Annotated in this window: 20 protein-coding genes; 17 read left to right on the top strand and 3 right to left on the bottom strand. The window is 41.5% G+C overall.

Annotation, left to right across the window (positions count from 1 at the left end; translation table 11 throughout):
* Positions 1–6 precede the first annotated feature (6 nt).
* From SporoP32a_RS11100 to SporoP32a_RS11175, 16 genes are all read left to right on the top strand, one after another.
* The gene (locus SporoP32a_RS11100) at positions 7–999 is read left to right on the top strand and encodes an ABC transporter ATP-binding protein (protein ID WP_085427937.1); all 993 of its coding nucleotides are present in this window, start codon (positions 7–9) and stop codon (positions 997–999) included.
* A complete protein-coding gene (locus SporoP32a_RS11105) occupies positions 1,000–2,022 on the top strand; it encodes an ABC transporter ATP-binding protein (protein ID WP_085427938.1) in 1,023 nt (340 codons plus the stop codon).
* 9 nt (positions 2,023–2,031) lie between these two features.
* On the top strand, positions 2,032–3,177 hold the full coding sequence (locus SporoP32a_RS11110; RefSeq protein WP_232319643.1) for a M20 family metallopeptidase: 1,146 nt from the start codon (positions 2,032–2,034) through the stop codon (positions 3,175–3,177).
* A gap of 230 nt (positions 3,178–3,407) precedes the next feature.
* The gene (locus tag SporoP32a_RS11115) at positions 3,408–4,535 is read left to right on the top strand and encodes a PrpF domain-containing protein (RefSeq protein WP_085427939.1); all 1,128 of its coding nucleotides are present in this window, start codon (positions 3,408–3,410) and stop codon (positions 4,533–4,535) included.
* Between the two features lie 15 nt (positions 4,536–4,550).
* A complete protein-coding gene (prpB, locus tag SporoP32a_RS11120) occupies positions 4,551–5,459 on the top strand; it encodes a methylisocitrate lyase (protein WP_085427940.1) in 909 nt (302 codons plus the stop codon).
* Positions 5,460–5,486: 27 nt separating this feature from the next.
* A complete protein-coding gene (locus SporoP32a_RS11125; protein ID WP_085427941.1) occupies positions 5,487–6,167 on the top strand; it encodes a GntR family transcriptional regulator in 681 nt (226 codons plus the stop codon).
* Positions 6,168–6,326: 159 nt separating this feature from the next.
* Positions 6,327–7,562 (top strand): S-layer homology domain-containing protein, encoded by a 1,236-nt coding sequence (locus SporoP32a_RS11130; RefSeq protein WP_085427942.1) that lies wholly within the window; start codon positions 6,327–6,329, stop codon positions 7,560–7,562.
* Between the two features lie 319 nt (positions 7,563–7,881).
* Positions 7,882–8,955 carry a glycosyl hydrolase family 8 gene (locus tag SporoP32a_RS11135; protein ID WP_085427943.1) on the top strand — a complete coding sequence of 358 codons (1,074 nt, stop codon included), beginning with the start codon at positions 7,882–7,884 and terminating at the stop codon, positions 8,953–8,955.
* Entirely contained in the window at positions 8,939–9,799 is an 861-nt protein-coding gene (locus SporoP32a_RS11140; RefSeq protein ID WP_085427944.1) for a GGDEF domain-containing protein, read from the top strand. The genes SporoP32a_RS11135 and SporoP32a_RS11140 overlap by 17 nt, the downstream gene beginning before the upstream one ends.
* On the top strand, positions 9,789–11,480 hold the full coding sequence (locus tag SporoP32a_RS11145) for a DUF2334 domain-containing protein (RefSeq protein ID WP_085427945.1): 1,692 nt from the start codon (positions 9,789–9,791) through the stop codon (positions 11,478–11,480). Before SporoP32a_RS11140 ends, SporoP32a_RS11145 begins: the two co-directional genes overlap by 11 nt.
* Positions 11,473–12,738 carry a glycosyltransferase family 2 protein gene (locus SporoP32a_RS11150; protein ID WP_085427946.1) on the top strand — a complete coding sequence of 422 codons (1,266 nt, stop codon included), beginning with the start codon at positions 11,473–11,475 and terminating at the stop codon, positions 12,736–12,738. The genes SporoP32a_RS11145 and SporoP32a_RS11150 overlap by 8 nt, the downstream gene beginning before the upstream one ends.
* A 2-nt stretch (positions 12,739–12,740) precedes the next feature.
* Positions 12,741–14,840 carry a cellulose biosynthesis cyclic di-GMP-binding regulatory protein BcsB gene (locus SporoP32a_RS11155; RefSeq protein WP_198166148.1) on the top strand — a complete coding sequence of 700 codons (2,100 nt, stop codon included), beginning with the start codon at positions 12,741–12,743 and terminating at the stop codon, positions 14,838–14,840.
* A gap of 205 nt (positions 14,841–15,045) precedes the next feature.
* The gene (locus tag SporoP32a_RS11160) at positions 15,046–16,287 is read left to right on the top strand and encodes an S-layer homology domain-containing protein (RefSeq protein WP_085427948.1); all 1,242 of its coding nucleotides are present in this window, start codon (positions 15,046–15,048) and stop codon (positions 16,285–16,287) included.
* Between the two features lie 475 nt (positions 16,288–16,762).
* A complete protein-coding gene (locus SporoP32a_RS11165; RefSeq protein WP_198166149.1) occupies positions 16,763–18,211 on the top strand; it encodes an AbgT family transporter in 1,449 nt (482 codons plus the stop codon).
* Between the two features lie 39 nt (positions 18,212–18,250).
* Positions 18,251–19,459, top strand: a complete 1,209-nt coding sequence (locus tag SporoP32a_RS11170; protein WP_085427949.1) for an amidohydrolase — start codon at positions 18,251–18,253, stop codon at positions 19,457–19,459.
* Positions 19,460–19,492: 33 nt separating this feature from the next.
* A complete protein-coding gene (locus tag SporoP32a_RS11175) occupies positions 19,493–20,680 on the top strand; it encodes a MalY/PatB family protein (protein WP_085427950.1) in 1,188 nt (395 codons plus the stop codon).
* Positions 20,681–21,081: 401 nt separating this feature from the next.
* On the opposite strand, the gene SporoP32a_RS11180 is transcribed toward SporoP32a_RS11175, so the two are convergent.
* Positions 21,082–21,738: a carboxymuconolactone decarboxylase family protein gene (locus SporoP32a_RS11180; RefSeq protein ID WP_085427951.1), complete on the bottom strand. Its 657-nt coding sequence runs from the start codon at positions 21,736–21,738 to the stop codon at positions 21,082–21,084.
* Positions 21,739–22,026: 288 nt separating this feature from the next.
* On the opposite strand from SporoP32a_RS11180, the gene SporoP32a_RS11185 reads away from it, so the two are divergent.
* The gene (locus tag SporoP32a_RS11185) at positions 22,027–22,491 is read left to right on the top strand and encodes a MarR family transcriptional regulator (RefSeq protein ID WP_232319517.1); all 465 of its coding nucleotides are present in this window, start codon (positions 22,027–22,029) and stop codon (positions 22,489–22,491) included.
* 104 nt (positions 22,492–22,595) lie between these two features.
* Here SporoP32a_RS11185 and tatC read toward each other — a convergent pair whose 3' ends face one another.
* Both tatC and tatA read right to left on the bottom strand, forming a co-directional pair.
* The gene (gene tatC / locus SporoP32a_RS11190) at positions 22,596–23,495 is read right to left on the bottom strand and encodes a twin-arginine translocase subunit TatC (RefSeq protein ID WP_085427953.1); all 900 of its coding nucleotides are present in this window, start codon (positions 23,493–23,495) and stop codon (positions 22,596–22,598) included.
* A 12-nt stretch (positions 23,496–23,507) separates the two neighbouring features.
* Positions 23,508–23,732 carry a twin-arginine translocase TatA/TatE family subunit gene (gene tatA, locus SporoP32a_RS11195; protein ID WP_085427954.1) on the bottom strand — a complete coding sequence of 75 codons (225 nt, stop codon included), beginning with the start codon at positions 23,730–23,732 and terminating at the stop codon, positions 23,508–23,510.
* Between the last annotated feature and the right edge of the window lie 291 nt (positions 23,733–24,023).

Here is a 24,023-nt window from a genome sequence, read left to right on the forward strand (position 1 = left end):
AAACCAATGAAGGACAATACATTATTAAAAGTGAAAAATCTGCATACGTATTTCAGAACAGAACATGGTTTAATACCTTCTGTAAACGGTGTTTCATTTGAAGTTAAAGAAGGGGAAACACTCGCTATTGTTGGGGAGTCGGGATCTGGAAAGAGTGTTACTTCACTATCCATCATGGGATTAATTGAGTCTCCCGGAAAAGTGGAAGACGGAGAAATTTTATTTCAGAATAAAGATCTAACAAAAGTGAGTAATAAAGAATATCGAAAGTTACGCGGTAACGATATTGCAATGGTCTTTCAAGAACCACTGAGTTCTTTAAATCCGTTGTTCACAATAGGTAATCAAATTTCTGAATCTATCAAGTTACACCAGAATGTGGATAAGAAAGAAGCAAAAAAAAGAAGTATTGAAATGCTGAACCATGTTGGGATTCCACGGGCGGATAAAGTCTATGATTCCTTTCCTCACACACTAAGTGGTGGTATGAGACAACGTGTAATGATTGCAATTGCATTGTCATGTCAGCCCAAGCTACTTATTGCCGATGAGCCGACAACTGCGTTAGACGTAACAATACAAGCGCAGATCTTAAAGCTAATGAAAGACTTAGCCAAAGAAGAAGATACAGCAATCTTATTGATTACCCATGACTTGGGTGTAGTTGCCGAAATGGCTGATAAGGTAGTCGTTATGTATGCAGGCCAAGTAGTAGAATACACAGACGTATTCACATTATTCAGTAGTCCGAAACATCCATATACAAAAGGTTTACTTGACAGTACACCAAAATTCTTTGACTCGGACGAAAAGCTAGAGTCTATAAAGGGAACTGTTCCTACTCCTGATTCTATGCCAAAAGGATGTAAATTCCATCCGCGTTGTCCATTTGCAATGGATATTTGTATTGCACAAGAACCTACTTTGGATAAAATAGAAGGCCTAGCCGATCAGGATGTCAGATGCTGGTTGTATAATGATAAGGAGGCTGCTATTTAAATGACTAACATACAAACAGTGCCTCTAATAGATAAAAAGGTTCTACTTGAAGTAAAGAACTTAAAAAAGCATTTTGAAGTTCCAGACGGTCTGCGATCTAAAAAGACTTTGAAGGCAGTAGATGGCATTGATTTCACAGTAATTGAAGGAGAGACTCTAGGTATTGTAGGGGAGTCAGGCTGCGGTAAATCAACGACTGGAAATTTACTAATTCATTTGCTTGAAAAGACAGAAGGAACTATTGTCTTTAATGGACAAGATATGGATTCGTTAAATACGGAACAATTTAGAAAGATGCGAGCAGATATACAAATGATATTTCAGGATCCATTTTCTTCATTGAATCCAAGAATGCGTGTTAATGATATTATTGCAGAGCCATTAAAAACACATAAAAAGTTGAGTAGAAAACAACTACGAGATGAAGTTTATCAACTAATGGATGCTGTAGGATTAGATCGATCTTACGCTAGACGTTACCCACACGAGTTTAGTGGTGGACAAAGGCAAAGGATAGGAATCGCCAGAGCCATAGCATTGCGCCCGAAATTAATTATTTGTGATGAACCTGTTTCTGCATTGGATGTATCCATTCAAGCGCAGGTTTTGAATTTATTAATCAGTCTTCAGAAGGAATTTAACTTAACATTCATTTTCATTGCACACGGATTGCCTGCTGTAAAGTATATTAGTGACCGTATCGCAGTTATGTATTTAGGGAAAATTGTAGAAATCACAACAAAAGATAAATTGTTCAATCGACCAATGCATCCATACACAGTAAGCTTAGTTTCAGCAGTTCCCCTGCCAGATCCTTTTAGTAGGGATACTAGAGAACGTATCATTTTGGAAGGCGATATGCCAAGTAACGTGGATTTACCTTCTGGTTGTAGATTCCATACAAGGTGCCCATTCGCACAAGATAAATGTAAAGTAGATGAACCGGCATTGATAGAGAGAGAGACAAATCATTTAGTGGCGTGTCATTTCCCGTTAAATGTGGAGAATATTATAAGTAATTAATTGAAGGGAATGAAATCTGTGAAGAACTACTTAGTCGACAAAGAACATGAAATGCTTGCATTAATTGAAAGACTTGTAAATATCGATTCTGGATCTCATAACAAAGATGGTATCGATGAGGTAGGTAGAATTCTGAGCGAAGAATATAAGAAACTTAATTTTACTGTAGAGGTAGTAAAGGAAGAGAATAATGGTAATAATCTACTGATTCGGCATAGTGATTCTAAGGAAACGAACTTAATTGCTGTAGCGCATATGGATACTGTTTTTAAAGATGGCACAGCGAGTGAAAGACCATTTAAGATAGAAAATGAGCGAGCGTATGGGCCAGGTGTCATTGATATGAAGTCGAGTCAAGTTGCCCTGCTTTACGCTATAAAGGCATTGAAAGAGAATAACAAACAAAGTTTCAAAGACGTTCGTATTGTATTGAACAGCGATGAAGAAATAGGTTCTGGTACTTCGCGTCATCTGATCGAGCAGGAAGCGAAAGGGAAGAAGTATGCTTTAATTATGGAACCGGCTAGAAAAGATGGTTCATTAGTTAGTTCACGTAGGGGTGGGGGCAGATATACTTTATTTGTGAAGGGAAAAGCTGCTCACTCAGGAATAGAACCGCAAAATGGAATTAGTGCAATTGAAGAAGTTGCATATAAAGTACTCCAGTTACACGCACTAACTAATCATGATGAAGGTATAAATGTCAGTGTAGGTCTCATTGAAGGTGGAGATTCTGTAAATACAATTGCGCCTTCTGCTGTAGCGCATGTGGACGTTAGAATCAGTAAAATTGAACAGGCCGAGTTTATAGATGAAAAGATTCGTGAAATCTGTTCGAAATCAGATGTTGAAGGTACAACTATCGAGTTAACGGGTGGATTAAATCGCCCACCAATGGTAAAAAATGATGAAACGATTAGTTTCCTAGATATTATCAGGGAAGTTGGAAACAAAGTAGGAATAAATATAACGGATATAGGTACTGGTGGAGGATCGGACGCGTCCTTTACTTCTGCACTTGGTGTTCCTACAGTCGACGGATTAGGTCCAGTCGGGGGAAACCCACACAGTGTAGACGAATATTTAGAAGTACCTACCCTAGTAGAAAGAACAAATCTTCTAGCTGAGTTAATTGAAAGGTTAAGCGAAAAGTAATTACTATAAAAATAACGATCTAATAAAAATACATCTACTATGTAGGTGTATTTTTATTATGATAATAATCATAGTATCCCTCATTCTACTAACGATAGAATGAACCTATTTTGTTATAATCACCATACATAGTGATTGAAAGTTTTGGACATAATGAAGTTGCGATATTGTATAACTGTATACAATATTGTATGCTTGATTTATAAATGAAAAGGAAAGGTGGTTACAAAATGGATCAATTTACAGTTCCATGCATTATCTATCGTGGCGGTACAAGTCGTGGCTTGTTTTTTCATAAGCAGGATTTACCTGAAGATCCATCCACACGGGATAAAATATTTTTAAAAGGCATTGGTTCAGAAGATGCATCTCAAATTGATGGTCTAGGTGCAGCTACGTCACATACGAGCAAAGTAGTCATCATAGAAAAGAGTCCAGATTCTTCATCGGATATATTGTATACATTTATACAATTGGGGATTGGCGATGATACAATCGACTATGAAGGAACTTGTGGGAACTTGATGGCGGCGGTTGGAGCCTTTGCGGTAGATGAAAATTTAGTAGATGTTGCAGACGGGGCAGAGCGTATAGTCGTGAAAGCTTGGAGCACGAATGTGGAAAAGTTGATCGAAATCGATGTACCTCTTATAGAAGGAAAAGCAAAAGTTATGGGCGACTATTCCATCTCGGGCATCAAATCTCCAGGTGCGAAGTATGTTGTTTCTATTCTGAACCCAGGTGGCGGGAAGACAGGCAGCACATTGCCCGTCGGAGCTAGGAAAACTAGTGATGAAATGGAGTTTTCATTCGTCGATATCGTCAACCCGTTCGTTTATGTGAAAGCGAATGATCTTTCATTGACAGGGACTGAATTAAACGCAGAAATTACGAACCATCCTGAAATTTTGCAACGGCTTGAGACGATACGGGAAATCGGCACCGTTTCTGCTGGTCTTGCGGATACCGTGCAAGATGCGCGTGACTTGTATCCGGCCATACCGAAAGTCGCTTATGTCGCAGCGCCACAGGATTACAAAACGTCTGGTGGCAAACTCATCAGAAAAGAAGAGATCGATATACTGGCACGTATGGTGTCGATGAAAAAAATGCATCGGACATTTGCGGTCAGTGGATTATTAAATATAGCGGCGTCATGTGTATTAAAAGATACGATTCCTTATGAGTTATCCACTGTGGATAAAGATATTCAAGACCAAGTGATCCGAGTCGGACATCCGGAAGGGGTAGCCGAAATTCGTGTGGGGAAAGATCCTGACTCTGAAGACATCTTATATGTCGGCTTAGATCGAACAGCGAGAAGAATAATGGATGGGAATTTATATATTCCAAATTAAAGAGGAGGAATTACGATGAGTTGGTTAGTACGTGATAAGAAAGAACATCCGGTAGTCCAGTTGAGAGAAATGCTTGAGAATGAAAAGGGGATCATTAAGATTCCAGGAGCGCATGATGCAATGGCTGCATTGCTTGCACAGAAACAAGGCTTTGGTATGATTTATTTATCAGGTGCCGCGTTAACGGCAAGTCTCGGTATGCCGGATCTTGGAATCGTGACATTGAATGAATTATCGCAACGTACACGTGAAATCACACGTGCTACTGGCATGCCGATGCTTGTGGACGTTGATACAGGTTTCGGAAGCATTTTGAATGTCACGCGCACAGTCTATGAAATGGTTGAAGCAGGGGCGGCAGCTATTCAAATCGAAGATCAGGATCTTCCGAAGAAATGTGGTCATTTAAATGGAAAGAAATTGGTGACGGCTGAAGAAATGGTCCAGAAAATTAAAGCAGCACGTAAAGCAGACGCAGATTTAGTCATCGTTGCTAGAACAGATGCGAATGGCGTGGAAGGCTTTGATGCGGCGATCGAGCGCGCAAAAATGTATCATGACGCGGGAGCGGATATCATTTTCCCGGAAGCGATGAAGACGGAAGAAGAGTTTAGAAGCTTCTACGATCAGACGAAATTGCCATTGCTTGCGAACATGACTGAGTTTGGCAGAACGCCTATGTATACAGCAGAACAGTTCGAAGATATGGGGTATAAGATGGTGATTTATCCTGTGACTTCATTGCGAATTGCGGCGAAAGCAATTGAACGCCTGTATAAAGAATTGTATGAAACAGGTACGCAGTCTGCTTTGTTGGGAGATATGCAAACACGAAAAGAGTTATATGATACAATTTTATATGATCAGTACGAAGAATTGGATGAAACGATTTCCAAAACCGTACTGGACGATTTATACAAGTAAATCCAGATAACGGCAGGTGTCGATCGTATGATGACAAACAAGAAAAACTCCACAATAGATACAGTGTATGAAGCGATCAAAGAGAAAATTGTAGAGATGGCCTATGAGCCGAATGAACATTTAATCGAAGAAGTGTTGTCAACGGAGTTTCAGGTAAGTAGAACTCCGTTGCGACAAGCTTTGTATCGATTGGAGCTCGAAGGATTAGTCTATAAAAAAACAACAGGCAGGATCCACGTAGCGGCATTATCAAAAAAGGAAGCAGAAGAGATCTTCTACGTACGGGAAATTCTGGAAGGGCTCATCGCACGTCTAGCGACCATTCATATTGCTGCACATCCTTCAAAAGAAGACATCGTTCATAACTTGCAAGACGTAATGCTGCTGATGCGTAATGCAGCAGAAAGTGGGCGACAAGCCGACGTTGTCCGTTATGGAAACGAGTTTCATAATATCCTCGAAGTGCATAGCGACAATCAAACCGCAGTCAATATGCTGCGCCAGATTAAAAGCAGATTGGCGAGATATCGTCGTGTCGGGGTGTATAAAGATCCTGAATATCCAGCGACAAAGCCAGTTGATGAGCATGAAGAAATTATGAATTTCGTAACTAGCGGAAATGCAGAAGGCGCTGAAGCAGCGATGCGCGCACATATTATGCGGAGTTTGCAGAATACCATTCAGGCGTTGAGTTATTTACGAGGATGATAGGAATCCATTTGATCATGATTTTATGATTGAGTGGATTTTTCTGTTATAGATCCTCTACAAAGCGTTCTAAATACCCTACAATAATAGGATGTTCATTGGTATTATGTACATAACTAGTCATGACTAGTCTACTAACTATTAAGGGAGTGGAAGAGTATGAAAAAAACTTTACGTGTTCTAGTATGGACAGCGTGCATGTTGGCTTTATCGCTAGTTTATGCAGATTCCAATGAAGCGTCGGCGAAAGAGTTTAAAGATGTCTCGAAGAAGCATCCGAACTACACGGCCATTCAAGAGATGCAAAAAGCGGGCTATATCAATGGGTATCCTGATGGAACGTTCCGCCCAAGTGAACCAGTCAGTCGTCAACACGTCGCCTCGTTGCTTGATCAAGTGTTGAAGTTCCCGCAACCGCCAACGGATAAATTAGTTTTTGCCGATGTGCCGAAAAACCATATGTACTATACGCCCATCATGAAGTTATACAACAAGGGAATCATTAGTGGAGGACTGGACAAGAAGTTTAATCCGAATGCATCCATTACACGAATCCAGATGGCGAAGATGCTCGATTTGGCATTTGACTTTAATATGAAAGAACCTGCAATTTTTGAAGATCTAAACTTCTTGCACTGGGGATACGTCCATGCAAGTGCGCTGTATGCCAATGGCGTAACGAAAGGCGATAACGGAAAGTTCTTACCGAATCAATCCGTTACACGTGCGCATTATGCGGAGTTTTTATATCGCGCTATGAAAGTGGGGAAAACGCCTTCTAGTAGTGTGGTTAGTAAAGAAAAAGCAGTCGATCTGACTATGCGCCTTCCTGTTGTGATTGAAGGAATTCGCGTTCAAGGAAAGTTGGATAAGCAAACATACAGCCAGCTTCGTTCAAAGCAGTTGCCTTATGCTACAAAAGCATTTGTCAGGGGGTTGTTAAAAGACGATTACCCGGATGTATGTACACATTGTGATTCATTTTTATTCCCAGATTTAACAATTGAACCTTCACTGCGTTTCGAATATACGCAACCAGATGCCAAGACACTTCAAGTGCACACGATTTCATTACGTAATATGTTATCGTCTGCTAGTTATGTTCATTACGTGTTCAAGAATGAATCAGGTATATGGAAAATGGACGATTATTCAGGTGAGGATGTTGGGAAAAAGAATTTTGAACTGACGAAAGAAGAAGCTAAGCGTGTAGTGGAAATGAATTATCGCTACTCTTCAAAGGTTAAGGTAACGTATGTTTCACAAGCGAAAAAGACAGGCGAAGATTATGCAACGAAAGAAAAGTATCCATTTACTGAATATAAATTCACTGTAGACACGGAAGACGGTCGGGAAACGGTTGTTGTGAATTCAGACGATGGCTTTACGTACTGATCCAAATCTATGGATAGACTAAGAGAAAAACTCCTACACCACAAGAAAGTGGATTGTAGGAGTTTTTTCTTTGCTGAATAGTTGCTCAGTTCCTATACTATTTTTTAGCATAAAGACATATAGTCACAATGATACTACTTAGTAACCTTCATGCGATTCCAAATTATAGTATATAATAATCGACTAAAAGGAAAGGACTTCATAATTTGAATGAAATAGTAGTTCCATCCTCATAAACTATTTAGCATAAGTAGTCATGTATTTAATTAACAAGCATATGGTACCGAGTATTAATTAAATGATAGAGAGGGCGTGTAACATGAAAAAATGGATAGGGATTTTAGCTATTGTGTTATTGGCGTTACTAGGACTCAAATATTACACGCTCTTTACTAGTAAGCCGCCTATTAGTAAGGAAGATGCTCCGTCGACTGAACAATTCGTCCGTCATCACTTAATGAAGACCGATGGAAGAATTGCGACGGGTTTGACATCACGGAAAGAGGAGTACTTATCTGAGACGGTAGGTTTATGGATGGAATATGTAGTGCTCGCGGATGATCAAGAATCTTTTGATCAACAAGTGGATGTGCTGAAAAAGTACTTTATGACGCCTGATGGATTGATCGCTTGGGAATTGAAAGGGAAAAAGAAAGCCACTGCCAATGCCTTCATTGACGATATACGGATTATGAATGCTCTCAATGACGCGGAAGAGAAGTGGTCGGATTCTTCCTATCTTACAGTAGCAAAGAAAATAGAAAACGCACTTGTGGATTATCAAATCAATCAAAATATATTCGTTGATTTTGTAGATGTGAAAACGAAGGAACAAGGACAACAACTCACGCTGAGCTATTTAATTCCATCTGCAGTAGACAAAATGAAAGCCCGCGACAAGGAGGCGTATGAGCAAACACGTTCATTATTAACGAACGCGCCAAATAACTCTCTCGGCTTTTTGCCCAAAACATACGACCTGTCGACGCATAGTTATATATTTGAAACAGAAGCGAATATGATCGATCAGCTATATATGGGCTATCATCGTGCGCAGTGGGAAGGGGACGTTTCTAAATTAGTGGAATTTGTCCGTCAGACATACGCGGATGAAGGGAAGTTATTCGGTCGATATGATCTGAATGAAGGAAAGCCCATAGTGGAGTTTGAAGCTGTATCGGTCTATGCGCTGGCGATTCTACTTGCGATTGAAACTAAAGAGGATGAGTTGGCGGTCGCGCTTTATAAAAATATGAAAGCGATGCAGCAAACGGATTCGAAAAAGCCTTATTACGGAGGTTATATTGATGTAGCTTCAAAAAGTACGCATCCGTTTGATAATCTTTTAGCCTTGATTGCTGAAAGGAAGGGGTACGATGAAGGGATTTTTTAAGCAAGAAACTAAAACACTGCTGTCGCTTTCATTTTTAGTAATCGGCATGCAAGCTGCGGTATTTTACTTTGTGCAACAAGGGCAGACGGGAATGTTGCTGTCCGTTTTCTTACTGTTACTGACGGTTTTGGCGCTTCTAGCGGGTCCGGTCATTGCGTTGATGGGCAGTGTGTTTTCCATTTTCATCATGGGCACGTTGTTGATCATACTCTTTTTACGGCCGGATACATTCATTAGACCATTGACGGTTTCGTTGGCAGAGTTGCTGATTTTCGGCTTTGTGCTGTTGTTGACAATTCTAGTGGCGGGTGTCATTCATGATCAAATCGTCCAACAGAATCACTATACACGTAAATCGGAGAAGGAATTGCGTGAGTTGGTTGCTGTGGATTCTGAAACAGGTTTCGATAATCGTCATCGTATGGAAAGTGAACTAGACATGGAGGTTGCTAGAACCAATCGGTATGGCGGCGCGTTTACGCTCATCGTATTAAAGATGGATTTCCTTGAAGAATTCCATAATCTTTACGGTGACAAAGAGCACATGTATTTGCTAGCTTCTCTCGCGGATCATATGCAGTCCGTCATCCGTTTAACGGATAGGAAGTTCCGCTACGACGACGATCGCTTTGCTCTATTGCTAACACATACGGATGATGGGTCCATTGATATCGTGTATGAAAAGTTAAGGAAGTCGCTACAAAATCATCAATTACTTAATGAGAAGTATGTCACACTGACGTTTCGTGTAGCGCATGAAATGTACATGAAAGAGAAGAACATGCGAGGGCATGTGGAATTGATTGAGCGACTGGAAAGTGAGATGTTGGCTCGTGAACTATAAACTTCTAGTTTTCGTGTCGTTCGTGCTGTTGCTGATTCCTATTCCCGCACAAGCGGATTCATCTGATCGTCTTTTATTGCTGTATATGACTGCTAACGGAGAAATGAATGAACGTGTTGTTATGGCGGAAGCGAATCTAACGGCTTTCGTCGACGCGATCGATGTGATTGCAGCGGAAGACATCGAGCCGGGGACTGTAGAAGCCTACCAACATGTCGTGCTATTCGGCGATACCATCGGGACAATTCCAGAAAATCTACAGCGCGAAATGCGACAGTTCAACGGAACGGTACTGGCATTTGGATATAATGCGGATCAACTGCCACAGTTTCAAAAGTGGGATTTCCAGGAGGATCAACGCATCGCTAGTGTCGAAGGACAACTGCTCGATGCAGTGAAATCCATTGTACACGCGATTCCGCCGAAAAATGCGACACGACTAGCGGAAGCAGAAACAATTGAACAACGTATATCTTTCATCGTGCAGCATGAAAATATTTCATTTATTGCTACAACCGCATTCAGCACAGAAGAAAAGTACATTTTGTCACGTGCGCTCTATGATGTTTTTGATATAAAGCCGCCGCTGACACATCCAACATATATTCAGCTTGAAGGCATTACGCCGATTTCTAAAGTACGAGATATTCGAGAAGCGGGAAGGTATTTGGCGGAGCGTGACATTCCTTTCATCCTATCCGTCACGCCAGTGCATGTGAACGCAAAGACCTCAGAAAAGGTGGATTTGTCTTCCAATAAAGAGTTAGTAGAAGAATTGAAATCACTTCAGGCAAGCGGCGGTATCGTGATTGTCAATGGCTATAATCATAGCTACCGTTTAAATGAACAGTTTATCGGTTACGAGTTTTGGGATATGAAGCTGAATCAACAGATTGGCGCTTCACCGATCGACGACTTGCCGTCAGCTATTCAACCTCCTACTCTATTTTCGTCCGATCAAGCCTATGCGAACTATCGCGCGGCAGATCTACAGGCAGAATCAAATATAGTTCATACAAAACAGCGACTCTCAATTGAAAGTCTGCTAGAGGTTGGGCTTTATCCGTTAGGTGTGGAAATTCCGCAGTATACGATGAGTGCGAATGGATACGTAGCTACTTCCGAGTACTTTCATGCGATGTTCGGTCGGATGCAAGTGAGTGATACGGATGGTCACTTGATCAATATGCCACTATTTATCTCAAAGCCGGGAAGATTGTCGGGCATGACGCTGTACCCGGAAACAATCGGTTATGTCAATGTAGATAAGTCGGAGCCGTTTGAAGACATGGAGCAAACTATAAGGAACGTGCAAGCGGTACCTGGTTCAGCAATCGGCGGATTGTATCACACCTATATCGGTGCGTCGTATTTGCCTGAAATGGTTCGGCTTATGGAATCGGTGCCTGGCATGGAGTGGGTGGACTTTTCCCAAATGAATCTTAGCGTGCAAACACCTGATAGTAAAATTCGCTACACAGAAGAAGGCGTACAGTCCACGTCGACTATTACGAAACGGCAGAAGCTGTTGAAGACGATTAAGGAAAATCCAGTCAATGCATCGCTCTGGGTGATCGTCGTCGTGGTTGCGTTATTTCTAGTAGCGTTTGCGGTGTATGTGCTCAGTCTGCGGTTACGATTAAAAAAACGTCTGTTTGAGGAGCGTGATCAGCTTGATTAATATACTGTTTTATACATCGTTATCATTAATCTGGATCATGTTGCTTTATCATATGTTCCTCATGCAAGGCGGGTATCGGCATTATCGATCATTTGAAAAAGTCATTCCGCAATGGGAAAAAAACATGGGAGAGCTACCAACTGTCGCAGTTTTTATTCCTGCACATAATGAAGAAGTCGTCATTGCACAGACGCTAAAGGCGATGTCACGACTCTATTATCCGAAAGATAAGCTTGATGTGATCGTCATCAATGATAATTCATCCGATAGAACAGGAGAAATTGTACAAGAATTTACGGAGAAGTTTCCGTTCATTCGTATGGTTGTAACAGAACCACCGAATAAAGGAATCGGTAAGTCTTCTGCGCTAAATGAAGCGCTGGCTCAGTCGGAAAGCGAATTTATAGCGGTTTATGATGCCGATAATACGCCCGAACGGATGGCGGTTTGGTATTTGGTCATGGGGCTGCTGAATGATCCGAAGGCGGGTGCTGTTGTCGGGAAATTCCGTGTCATCAATGCGAAAGAATCATGGCTGACACGTTTCATTAATATCGAAACAATTTGCTTTCAGTGGATGGCACAGGCTGGACGCTGGAGATGGTTTAAAGTCGCGACGATTCCCGGTACGAACTTCGCCATTCGCCGATCTATCATGGAGCAGCTTGGTGGCTGGGACGTCAAAGCGATGGCAGAGGATACTGAGCTGACGATCCGTGTCTATAATCTTGGCTATCACATTCGCTTCTTCCCGAAAGCAGTCACATGGGAACAGGAGCCTGAAACGCTGAAGGTTTGGTGGAATCAACGCTTACGCTGGGCGCGTGGCAATCAATACGTCGTGCTGAAATTCATGACACAGCTTTTTAAATTAAAACGTAAACGCATCGTCTTCGACCTGTTTTATTTCTTCTTTACTTACTTCTTATTCTTCTTGGGTGTCATCATTTCGAATACGATCTTCGTCGCCAGTCTATTCTTCGATATCCAGTTAGGTATCGGAAATGTCGCGCTTGTATTATGGGGACTCGCGTTCTTATTATTCATTGCGGAAGTGACGATTGCGTTGAGCATTGAACGAACCGAAATGACCCGCAAAAACTTCTTTTATATCTTTTTGATGTATTTCACGTATTCGCAGATGTGGATTATCCTTGTCATGCATGCGCTTTTTCTAGAAACGAAACGAATGATTCTCGGGCAAGAAGCGCGTTGGTATAAGACGGAGCGCTATGTCCGCAAGAAACCGGGGGAATGACGATGAAATCAGTACTCATGTTGCTGTTGGCGTTGGCTTTGACGTTTACATTCACGGCTACCGACAGTGAAGCGTCTCTTCGTATAGAACAAATTCAGATTGACGCAGACCGTTCGACAACAACGCGGCAACCTATAACGAATAAAGTCATTGAATTACGGGGGCCTGAACAACAAGTGTCGTTCTTCTATGAGATGAAATCAGATAGTACGGAACGAGATCAGGAATTCGTTTTGCGCTTTCAACATTCTGAGCTATTGATGGCTCCTTCGTCGCTCACTGTGCAACTCGATGGCAAGCCGATCACTTCGCAGCCATTAAATGGAGAGAAAGAGTCCAAAGAGTTGGTGATTCCGTTACAGGAAGAAGCCCTTACGCAAGGAGTGCACGAAATAACGGTACAATTTTACGGCGTCATCAAGGAAGGCATTTGTGTAGAACAAGGCACATCCGCTAACTGGTTGGCGATTCAAGTAGATTCCTATTTACAACTAAGTGGTCAACAACCGTCTGACAGATACTTGGCGGACTATCCTGCAGCATTCATCGGGAAAGGGAAGTCCCCCGTCGCGATTATCATTCCGCAGAAAGCATCGGTCGAGACGCTCGACAGCGCATTAAAGGTAGGTGCGTTCTTGTCTGAATCGACAGACGAGAAATTCCCTATACAAATCAAGCGCGAAGATGATGTGGAATCATTATCGTCAAATGTGATAATTATGGGTGCTATAGATGAATTCTCAAGCTCCGCTATGAAGAATCTACTAAAACAAGCTTCTTTAACAGCGGTTGAAAATTCCATGATTTTGTCCTACGAAACCATAACGGACAGCACAGGGCAAGTCGATGCATTACTCGCCATTTCAGAAACTCCAGCAGCGCTAGCGGAGAGAGTCTCTGTACTGACAGAACCGAAGTTATATGAGCAGATGACGGGTAGACAGTTCCGCGTTCGTACGATGCCGGTTCGTCATTCCGATGAGACGGGAAACATTGTGAAACTCAGTCAATTCGGCATGGAAGATCTAACACTGAATGGTTCGAATCGCGAGAGCCAGCAATTTTTTCATTACACACCGTTCGCCATGGATAAAAATCGTCAGGCTGTACTTGAATTGCATCTGAAGCGCTCAGCGCGTGATACAAGTGAAACGACCGCAACAGAAGAAGTGTTTAGAGGACCTATCGAGTTAACGGTACTCGTCAATGATGTACCGCATTCAATAAATTTGGATGACATGAGTGATCCGCAAGAGGGGATCTATTCCGTGCAGTTGCCGATTGATAAGAGTGCGATGAAAGAGAATCGCATGATCAGTTTGCAGTTGCAGGCCAGTGGATTGATGGCGAAAAACCCATGTGTGACGACGGATCATAATCGTTGGATTTATATCGAAAAGGATAGTTTTATCACATTCCCGAAAGAGAAAACGGATAGCAAGAATTCTCCTTCCATTGCACAGTTCCCCTCTCCATTCGTGGATGAAGCAGATGAGGCATTAGTCGTTCTACCAAAGACTACTGTCGCTGATGATGAACTCTTGTATTTATATCGCAAGCTCTATGTAAATTCACACCCGATGAATTGGAAGCTCGCGGATGGCGAAGAATTGAAGGAAGAAGAATTGAAAAGCCAGCACGCGTTATTTATCGGTGGTCCTAGTGTGCAACCGCTGTTGAAAGCGAAGCAAAAAGAGCTTGCTGTGTCGTATGCTACAGGTAAGCCGGATCTGGCGGCGCTCGGTTTCATGGAAGGTTCATCGAAGTCGGTCAGCTTTATACAAAGAAGTTTGTGGGGCAATTCGAATCGTGCAATGATGGTGATCGATTCATTGACGGCTGAGTCGCAGATTGACCGTCCGCTTGTGGATTTCTTACAGTTGACGGATGACGTGGCGACTGTGGCCGTGTTGTCGAATAATCGTAAAGTCTACACGAATGCCTCTCAGATCGAAGCTGCGAATAGTACGGCGGGTAATGATACCGCAAAGGCATCTGCTAGACCTTCCGTTGGCTGGTTGGTAGGGTTTGGCATATTGTTGGCAGTAGCTATTGTGAGTGTGTTCGTCGTGTTACGTCGACGCCAGCGCGGAGTAGAATAAAGGAGTAGGAGGGTAACATGGAAGCCAACACTTGAGGTTGTAATGTACAACTACGAAAACGTTCCACTGGATTGAATACACCCAGTGGAACGTTTTTAGTAGGTAAATAACAGATTATTCTAACAATGTATATGAAACTAGTTAGTTACTTGGTAGTATGGTAGTAGGAGACTGTCGATGAATAAAATATAAAGGGAGTGAAAGCATGAAGAAGATGTTCAGGATTGGTTTATGGACGTTACTGTTGCTTGCTTTGTCGTTTGTTCATACCGGAATCAATGAAGCGTCCGCAAAAGAGTTCAAGGATGTATCAAAAAAGCATCCGAACTATGCAGCAATCCAAGAAATGCAAAAAGCGGGATTCATTAATGGCTATCCTGACGGGACTTTTCGTCCGAATGAGCGGGTGAGTCGTAAGCATGTGGCGGTGTTGCTGGATAAAGCGCTGAAGTTGCCACAGCCTTCTACTACGCAAGTTGTTTTTACAGATGTGCCGAAAAATCATGCGTATTATAGCCCCATCATGAAGTTGTACGATCAAGGAATTGTAGGTGGCTCCAATGGGAAGTTTAATCCCGAAGCTTCTGTTACCCGTATCCAAATGGCCAAAATGCTGGATTTGGCATTTGAATTCAATATGACAGAGCATGCGGGTTTTTATGATCTTCTTGTGACCCACTGGGGATATGTCCATGCGAATGCGTTATTCTCCCAAGGGGTAACGAAAGGGGATAACGGACATTTTAAGCCGAATGACAAAGTGACGCGCGCGCATTATGCGGAATTCCTGAATCGCGCCATTGCCGCACGAGCTGCTCAACCGGGTGGTGCAAAGATGAATAAAGACGACGCCTTGGACAAATTAAATCGATTAACCTCATCAATTGAACGTGTTTTCGTGCTAAGCAAAGAGAACAATCAAACGTTCACCAAAGCCCGCCCAGAATTTCTTCAATACGCAACGGCAAGATACGTGGATGACGTCATTGCAAAAGTGTATACAGGAGAGTTTGACTATTTGCAGTATGTAAATCATCCGTTGCACTCTGAAGTGCGTTTGCGATTCGATTTCTCGCAACCTGACGCAGATGTACTACATGTTGAAACGATCCAATTCAGAAATATAAACGACGACACGGGCGGATTTGTGCACGCTGCATTTACGCGAGAAAAAGGACAATGGAGAATTGCCGATTACGATGTCGACTATCCGGGGACCAAGAATTTCCAACTGACAGTAGACGAAGCGAAGTTTGCAATTGAAGACGAATATAAGCGTCATGGTTTCCAACAGGTACAAGTGAAATTCGTGTCAAAATCTCAAGTTACAAGTCAAGACTATTCCACTCATGAACCTTATACATTAGATCAGTATAAGTTCACGGTGGATAGCAATATCGGTCGCGATCATGTGACGTTCCATTCCGATAGTGGTCTGATGTATTGATGGTGTGTTACACAATCGTAGACTAAGGTGAATTCAATTCTATGTAGAGTTTATCGTGTTGTCTGAACTATAATATAGTCTCCTAATCGATACAACAAATCAAAAAGCGGTTCACTGAAATTACTCAGTGGATCGCTTTTCCTTACTCAATCATTAGTATTAAAAGAAAAATAGAAATAATAGAATATTTGCTATTGACAGATTTCAGTATTCAGAATAGTATAGAATTAGAAAACGCTTACAAAAATGAAACATACGAAGGGGAGATGAAATGCATGGGAATGCTTTCACTACGTAACATAGTTAAGGTGCTTAAGCGATAAATGACAAGCTACAATGATTTTTTTATGTCATTGTTAAGGTGCTTAAGTGACGAAGAGTAATTAAGATAAATATGCTGTTGGTTTTATTAGTGAATAACAAAATTGCTTTCAACGTATTCAAATAGATACTAATCAAAGGAGTGAAAAACATTATGACAAATGATGTCAACGTGGAACAAACGCCAAATGAAGAGCTGAAAAAGAAAAAGAAGTTAAAAATGCCTCACTTACTCTGGATTATGTTCAGCTTATTGTTACTAGCAAGTTTGGCTACATATGTAATTCCAGCAGGGAACTTTGCTGTAGATGAAAATGGGGTAATACTAGGAGACCAGTTTGAATATATAGGTCATCAAACGCCTGTAAGCCCATGGAAGATGATGATGTTGTTCCTAGATGGATTGAATCAATCAGGTACTATTATTTTCCTTGTACTAGTTGCCGGTGCTACAATCAGCGTTTTATTGGCGTCGGGTGCAATTGATAATATTTTAAACTGGGCTATTTTCAAACTGAAGGATAAAGGATTGGGTCTTCTTGTAAGTGCGATGTTCATCTTAATCGTATACATCGGTGGATTTGCTGGAAGTGACGCATTGATCGCATTGGTTCCGATTGGTGTAATCTTTGCTAAGAAGCTAAAGCTCGATCCACTTGTTGCTATTGGAATTACAACTTTCCCAGCTTTGATTGGATTCGGTACCGGACCACAGGGGCTATTCATTCCTCAAATGATGATTGAAATTCGTCCTTATTCCGGATTTGGTGTCCGCTTTATGCTCATGAATTTCTTCATGATAATCGGATTATTGTATCTAATGCGGTACATCAAAAAGATTCAGAAAAACGAACAGTCCTCTTTAATGTATAAAGATGGCTGGAGAGCCAATTTGATTGGCAAGATCAATCTTGAAGATGAAATCAAGGAAGAAAAACTTAAATTGACAAGCATTTTTGCGTTGGTCGCGTTCATTGTTCAATACTTAGTGATTATAGGTTACTCCGCGTTTGGTGGAGATCCCGAGTTCCTTTACAACTTTATCATTGTGATTAATATACTTACAGCTATTGTAATTGGTTTATTGACTCGTATGTCATTCGATAATTTAGGCGAAAGCTTCTCTAAAGGCCTAGCTGCCATGGCATTTATAGCCTTCATCATCGGATTGGCTCGCGTAATGTCACTGATTTTGACACAAGGTAATATCTTGGACACGATCGTTGCTACGTTGACAGCACCATTGATGAATATCAACAAGAGTTTCGCGACAATAGGAATTTCCATGATTGTTTCGTTACTCAATCCGCTCGTCCCGTCGGCTACAAGTAAGGCGGCTATCTTAATACCGATCATTCAGCCAATTGCTGAAACACTAGGTCTAACAAAGCAAGTTGCAATTCAAGCTTTCCAGTTCGGAGATGGATTCACGAATATGGTATCACCTGTTCTTGGTTGGACGATTGGTTCTTGTGTATTGGCTGGCGTTTCATTCTTTAAATGGGTTCGTTGGGTATTGCCTGCTGTGATTCTATTCTTACTTCTAAGCTTTGTTATTTTGTATATCATGACCACTGTTGGTTGGACAGGCGGAGCTATTTAAATTAGTGAACATAAAAAAGATTGAGGGAGGACGAAATACATGATAACTTCAACAAATGTAAATGAATATGTAAAAAACAAAGCAAGGGAACTGGAACCGGAGACGATCAAGGTGCGAACATACTTGTACGAACGTCCGGAGTTGAGCAGTAAAGAATACGAAACATCCAAGTTTCTAAAAGAAGAAATTACGAAGCTGGGATTAGTAATTGAAGATGTACCGGGGAGTACAGGATTCACTGCTTTGCTTGATACGGGTAGGGAAGGGAAGACACTTGGCATACGGGCGGATATTGATGCACTGCCTGTAACAGAGAACCCGATGAATATGGCGGGACCAAGAAAGTATTTCTCGAAGAATGAGAATGTCATGCATGCATGTGGACATGACGGGCATATGTCCATCGTCTTATCCACTATCAAAATTCTCGAAAGCATGAAAGACTCTCTAAGTGGAAAAATATACTTCATCTTTGAAGAGGGAGAAGAAATCGGGAGTGGTATCGATGCTATGATCAAGCATCTTGAAGGCAGGGGCATTGAAGCGATCTATGGAAACCATTTGGCATCATTCATGGATAGCGGTACACTCTGCGTAGATGAAGGACCGAGAATGGCAGGTGCAATTTTAGTTGATTTTGCCGTGCATGGTAAAAGTGGGCATGGTTCTCGTCCCGACCTTTCCATCAACCCATTGTTCGCAGCTGCGAATATTTTAGTTGGACTGACAAACGCATGGGCCAATCAGATTGACGTAACAAAGACCGTGACACTCGGTCTGACTCAAATACATGGCGGAACTGCACTGAATATTATCCCTGAAAAGATTGATATTGGCGGCTCTTTACGTTTCTATGATATGGATGAGGGAAGAAAAGCATTGGAGCTCATGAAAAAAGTAATTGATTTGACTGCCCAAGCACATAATTGTCGAGTGGAATTCAAGGAGATATTTAAAATTGCATCTGATCCCGTCATGAATGATAAACAATTGGCAGAGCTTGCCCAGAACGGCTTTGAAGAAATTTTACCAGGCTCCGTCGTTCACGATATCAAGTGGTTTGCGTCTGAATCATTTAATAAGTATTCAAAGATTTCTCCTATTGTATTTGTGTTTGTCGGTGTGCGTGATGAAGAATACGGTAGTGGTGCGGAACATCATAACGATCAATTCGATATAGACGAAAATGCGTTGGTAAACGGTGTGATGGCAACAACTAAATTTGCTGTAGACTTTTTAATGAAGTAAACAGTAAACATCAATAAAAGGGAAGTGCTGATTATGAAATACGATTTTACAACTAGAATCAACAGAAAAAATGCAGGTTCACTGAAGTGGAATCAAATGTATGAATGGAATCCAGATGTGTCTGAAGAGGTAATACCTTTATCCGTAGCGGATATGGAACTGAAAAACCCGCCTGAAGTAATTGAAGGGTTGAAAGAGTATCTGGATGAGGCTGTACTTGGATATACAGGACCTACTGATGGGTTTTTGAATGCTGTCGTCAATTGGCAAAAGAAGCGTCATAATTGGGAGATTAAAAAGGAATGGATAGTGAATACGGCTGGCGTTTTGCCTGCTTTTTACACAGCGATTCGCGCATATACCAATGTAGGAGACGGTGTCATTATCTTCCGACCGGTGTACTATCCATTTGGTGCAGCCATTGATGATAATAAACGCACAGAAGTGAATGTGCCTCTGTTGTATCAGGATGGAGAGTACACAATTGATTTCGAGGCGTTTGAAAAGGCGGCTGCTGATCCGAAGAACAAAATATTGATCTTCTGTAGTCCGCATAATCCGGTAGGCCGCGTATGGAAGAGAGACGAACTTGAAAAGGTAGCAGAAATAGCAGTAAAACATAGTCTATACGTAATCTCAGATGAAATTTGGTATGACTTTGTTATGCCAGGCTATACGCACACCGTGCTAGCCACTGTAAATGAAAAATTGAATGATTTACTCATCACCTGTACAGCGCCATCTAAATCATTCAATCTAGCAGGCATGATGAACTCTAGCACGATTATTTCGAACGAGGAATTACGTGAGAAGTTCCGTCATGAGCTAGGGATCGTCCGCGGAGACCTAGTAGGAATCCTAGGGTATAAAGCGTGCGAACTAGCGTATACGAAGTCTGAAGCATGGCTGGATGAATTATTGAAGCTACTAGATGTCAATCAGCGACTTGTACATGAATACTTCAAAGAGAACTTCCCGCAAATCAAAGCACCATTAGTGGAAGGGACGTATCTTCAGTGGCTTGACTTCCGAGAGCTGGATATGACGAACGAAGAGTTGGAAGAATTCTTGCATATGGAAGCTGAATTCTTTACGGACGAAGGATACGTATTTGGAGAAGAGGGCAATGGATTTGAACGAATTAATATTGCTCTGCCAACAGATGCACTTGAAGAAGCGCTGCATCGTTTAGGAAAAGCGCTACAAAGGAAAGTAAAGTAAGAACAAAAGCAGTGGACTGCCGCATAATCGGCTGTCCACTGCTTTTTACTAGTATAATTCTTTTGCATGGAGCAGTTTCAGATCGGTTTTGAATAAAAAAAGCACTAGGAATATAATAAGTAGCATGCCTTGTGTAAAGACTGAGATCGCAACTGTGGCGTTCAGGATGAAAAAGTGCATGAAGGCAGGGTGTTGCGACTTCATATAAGGACACCGAATAGTTGCGTATAGTTTCTGAGATGAATGATGAATCAATGAAAAACCGGTGTACCAGATGCATAAGGTACGCCGGTTGTCATAGTTGCACATGAATTACAGGTCCGATGAAGCGACCACTTCTCCCGTTGCATGATCAGTAAAAATGATTTCCATATCTACATCTCTGTTCGGTTGAGTTTTCATTATGCATCAAAACTATTGAGAGCGTTTACACTATGCGCAAGCGCTGATCCTGCTTTTAGTGCCGTCGCAACAAAGATAGCCTCTGCCACTTCTTCTTTCGAGATATCCATCTTTTTAGCGTTGGCAATGTGAATTTCGATACAATATGGACAACCCGTCACGTGGGCAATAGCGATGGCCATAAGTTCTTTATCTTTTCTATCGATCAATCCGGGTTTCATAGCTGCTTGATCGAACTGATTAAATGCACGGAATGCTTCTGGACTTAGGTCTTTGAATTCCATGAACCTTCCTAGATTAGACTTTTTATAAAGATCTTCATTATCTGCACCATCATAGGATTGGAGGGCATTCAAACCATGGGCCATAGCAGAACCTGCCTTTAGAGACGTAGCAACGAGTACCGCTTCCGCTAGTTCTTCTTTCGTGACATCCAGCTTCTTTGCTGAAGTTACGTGTGTATCGATACAGTAAGGACAACCTGTTACATGTGCAATGGCGATTGCCATCAATTCTTTTGTCTTCTTTGGGATCAATCCATCCGCCATCGCCAACTGATCAAATGCAACAAATGCCTTAAAGGTATCGGGTACCAGCTTGGCCATTTCTGGCAGTCGTTTCATATTGGATTTTTGATACAAAGTGTCTTGGTTCATAGTTTCTCCTCCCTAGATGTGGTGATACATTCGATAGATGAGTAGATTTATCCAGTTACTGTTTGTAGTTGAGTAACAGATAGATAACAGACAAAAACTAAATGTTGTCAGTGTCTTTGTACTAATCAAAATACTCTACTCATTTATAAGTTTAGCACCTTAACTGTATGGGGGCAACTGTTATTTACCCTCACAAAGAGGTTTTCATACAGATTATGCTAGAATATAGATACTGCTATTTTTACTAAATAAAGCAAGTCGTGGGGTGATATTTTGGAAAGGGAAAAGTTGTTTAATGAACTGATGGATACTTTATATGAAACGTCACGGATGATCAGTTCTTACGAAAGTGTTCCGAGAACTTATGGAACGGATGATGAACTGTATATGGTAGAAGTTCATACACTCAGTTTAATTGGAGATCATAAAAAAATCACCACAACTGAAATTGCTGAGATTACCAATCGTACTAAAAGTGCGGTATCGCAAATGGTAGAAAAAATTATAAAAAAAGGATTGGCTGTTAAATACCGCAATCCGAATAATTACCGGGAATTGATTATTGAGCTTACTGATCAAGGTAGAATCGTGCATGAATACCACAGGAAGCTAGACGAAGCAGAATACGGAAAGCATTTAATGAACCTTAACGACTATGCAACAGAAGACTTTCAATCGTTCATCGACATTGCTAAAGTATTTAATCGTGGAATGGAGCGAGCAATGAATGGTCAGGACATAATCGAGGAGTAGAAAAAGCGTCTTTTCGGAAGCGCAAATACACGATTCTACTACAGAAAAAGAGTTATCCTTTAGATCGCAAGTGCGATGTTCAGGATAACTCTTTTTTTATAGCTTTACGATGCATCGGCATCCGGTACCAAACGTTTTTCTGTTTTCGTGACAATGAAAATACTCGCTTCATACAAGCCAATCATCGGAATCAAAATGATCAATTGACTTAAGAAGTCAGGAGGTGTAATCAATGCAGACACTACACCGAGTGTTACATACGACCACTTTCTCACTTTTTTCATCGTGGCTGACGTCAAAACTCCGATAGCGGACAAGAATAGCGCGACGATCGGTAGTTCGAACAATAAACCGATCGGCATCGTCGTCATCAATAGAAAACGTGCATATTCCTTTGCTGTGATCATCACATCAAAGTTCATTTTACCGAGCTTTACTAAGAAGTTATAGCTCAGAGGATTGACTACATAATAACCAAATGCCAGACCGCCGACGAACAAGAGCAGGATCGCAGGAGAGTAGAGGCTTAAGAAGCGACCCTCTTTCTGCGTAAGACCTGGCTTGACGAACTGCCAAAGGAAATGACAGACGAACGGGACCGATAGACCGAATGCCATGGCTGCAGAAATCGTCGTATAGAACGAAATGACTTCAAGCGGACTCAGGACGATCAGTGTATAGCCACGCGTAACGTACGGGAACCACAGATTGATCGTACTGAAAACTGCAATGAAGAAAACTAGGAATACAACGACACTTTTGATCAGCTGTTTCCGAAGATCCGTGAGGTGGTCGATGAGCGCTGGGTCTACATCTTCCTTTTCCTCTTTTGGTTCTTCCGGAGGTGGCATTCTAGGCTCTTCCGGTTTTGGTTCTGGTTTTAGTTCTTCTGGTACAGATTGTGTAGTGGAAGAAGTCTCCGCAGAGTGATCGGGTAGCGCAGCTTCTTCCTTTTTATCTAACGAATTGAGATCTTTACGGTTCTGATCACTATGCGGATCCATCATGTCACCTACTTAATTAATATCTTTTTTGTCGTTTTCGATAGTCTTGGCAGGGGTAACAGTTGTTTTGTCTTTCTCTTCATCATCACCCATAATATCTTTTGTAGCTTTCTTGAACTCTGCCAACGTTTTGCCGACTGCTGATCCGACTTCAGGCAATTTACGAGGTCCGAAGAGAATCAAGATGATAACCAAGATGATAATAAGCCCAGGTACACCAATTGCTGCTAAATTCATAAAGTTTCCATCCTTTCTTGAGTATATTAGACGAGAAATCCGTCTGTTTATATTGTTTCGAATTTCATTTTCTAAACGATACGCAAGAGGACCTACAGTTGCGGTGGTTGTTATCTCTATTATGATTGAAATTTCTTGCACCTACAACAAATAAGTTTCCCATGTACCTTAAATGAAGTGTAGACTGTTGTGAAGCGAATTATTCCCAATGAAATCGTTAAACATTGCACGGGAAAATATACGTTGCCAAGAGCCTATTCTTAAGTATACTACAGTTCTTTCAATCGCGAA

The sequence above is a fragment of the Sporosarcina ureae genome (assembly GCF_002109325.1).
GTDB lineage: Bacteria > Bacillota > Bacilli > Bacillales_A > Planococcaceae > Sporosarcina > Sporosarcina ureae_C.

Bases quoted from the DNA above. Each gene is read 5' to 3' on its own strand.
- SporoP32a_RS11130 (WP_085427942.1), top strand. From the start codon at position 6,327: ATGAAAAAAACTTTACGTGTTCTAGTATGGACAGCGTGCATGTTGGCT.
- SporoP32a_RS11115 (WP_085427939.1), top strand. From the start codon at position 3,408: ATGGATCAATTTACAGTTCCATGCATTATCTATCGTGGCGGTACAAGT.
- SporoP32a_RS11140 (WP_085427944.1), top strand. From the start codon at position 8,939: ATGAAGGGATTTTTTAAGCAAGAAACTAAAACACTGCTGTCGCTTTCA.
- tatA (WP_085427954.1), bottom strand. From the start codon at position 23,732: ATGAATTTAGCAGCAATTGGTGTACCTGGGCTTATTATCATCTTGGTT.
- SporoP32a_RS11155 (WP_198166148.1), top strand. From the start codon at position 12,741: ATGAAATCAGTACTCATGTTGCTGTTGGCGTTGGCTTTGACGTTTACA.
- SporoP32a_RS11165 (WP_198166149.1), top strand. From the start codon at position 16,763: ATGACAAATGATGTCAACGTGGAACAAACGCCAAATGAAGAGCTGAAA.
- prpB (WP_085427940.1), top strand. From the start codon at position 4,551: ATGAGTTGGTTAGTACGTGATAAGAAAGAACATCCGGTAGTCCAGTTG.
- SporoP32a_RS11100 (WP_085427937.1), top strand. From the start codon at position 7: ATGAAGGACAATACATTATTAAAAGTGAAAAATCTGCATACGTATTTC.
- SporoP32a_RS11170 (WP_085427949.1), top strand. From the start codon at position 18,251: ATGATAACTTCAACAAATGTAAATGAATATGTAAAAAACAAAGCAAGG.
- SporoP32a_RS11160 (WP_085427948.1), top strand. From the start codon at position 15,046: ATGAAGAAGATGTTCAGGATTGGTTTATGGACGTTACTGTTGCTTGCT.
- SporoP32a_RS11175 (WP_085427950.1), top strand. From the start codon at position 19,493: ATGAAATACGATTTTACAACTAGAATCAACAGAAAAAATGCAGGTTCA.
- SporoP32a_RS11125 (WP_085427941.1), top strand. From the start codon at position 5,487: ATGATGACAAACAAGAAAAACTCCACAATAGATACAGTGTATGAAGCG.
- SporoP32a_RS11135 (WP_085427943.1), top strand. From the start codon at position 7,882: ATGAAAAAATGGATAGGGATTTTAGCTATTGTGTTATTGGCGTTACTA.
- SporoP32a_RS11110 (WP_232319643.1), top strand. From the start codon at position 2,032: ATGAAATCTGTGAAGAACTACTTAGTCGACAAAGAACATGAAATGCTT.
- SporoP32a_RS11180 (WP_085427951.1), bottom strand. From the start codon at position 21,738: ATGAACCAAGACACTTTGTATCAAAAATCCAATATGAAACGACTGCCA.
- SporoP32a_RS11105 (WP_085427938.1), top strand. From the start codon at position 1,000: ATGACTAACATACAAACAGTGCCTCTAATAGATAAAAAGGTTCTACTT.
- tatC (WP_085427953.1), bottom strand. From the start codon at position 23,495: ATGGATCCGCATAGTGATCAGAACCGTAAAGATCTCAATTCGTTAGAT.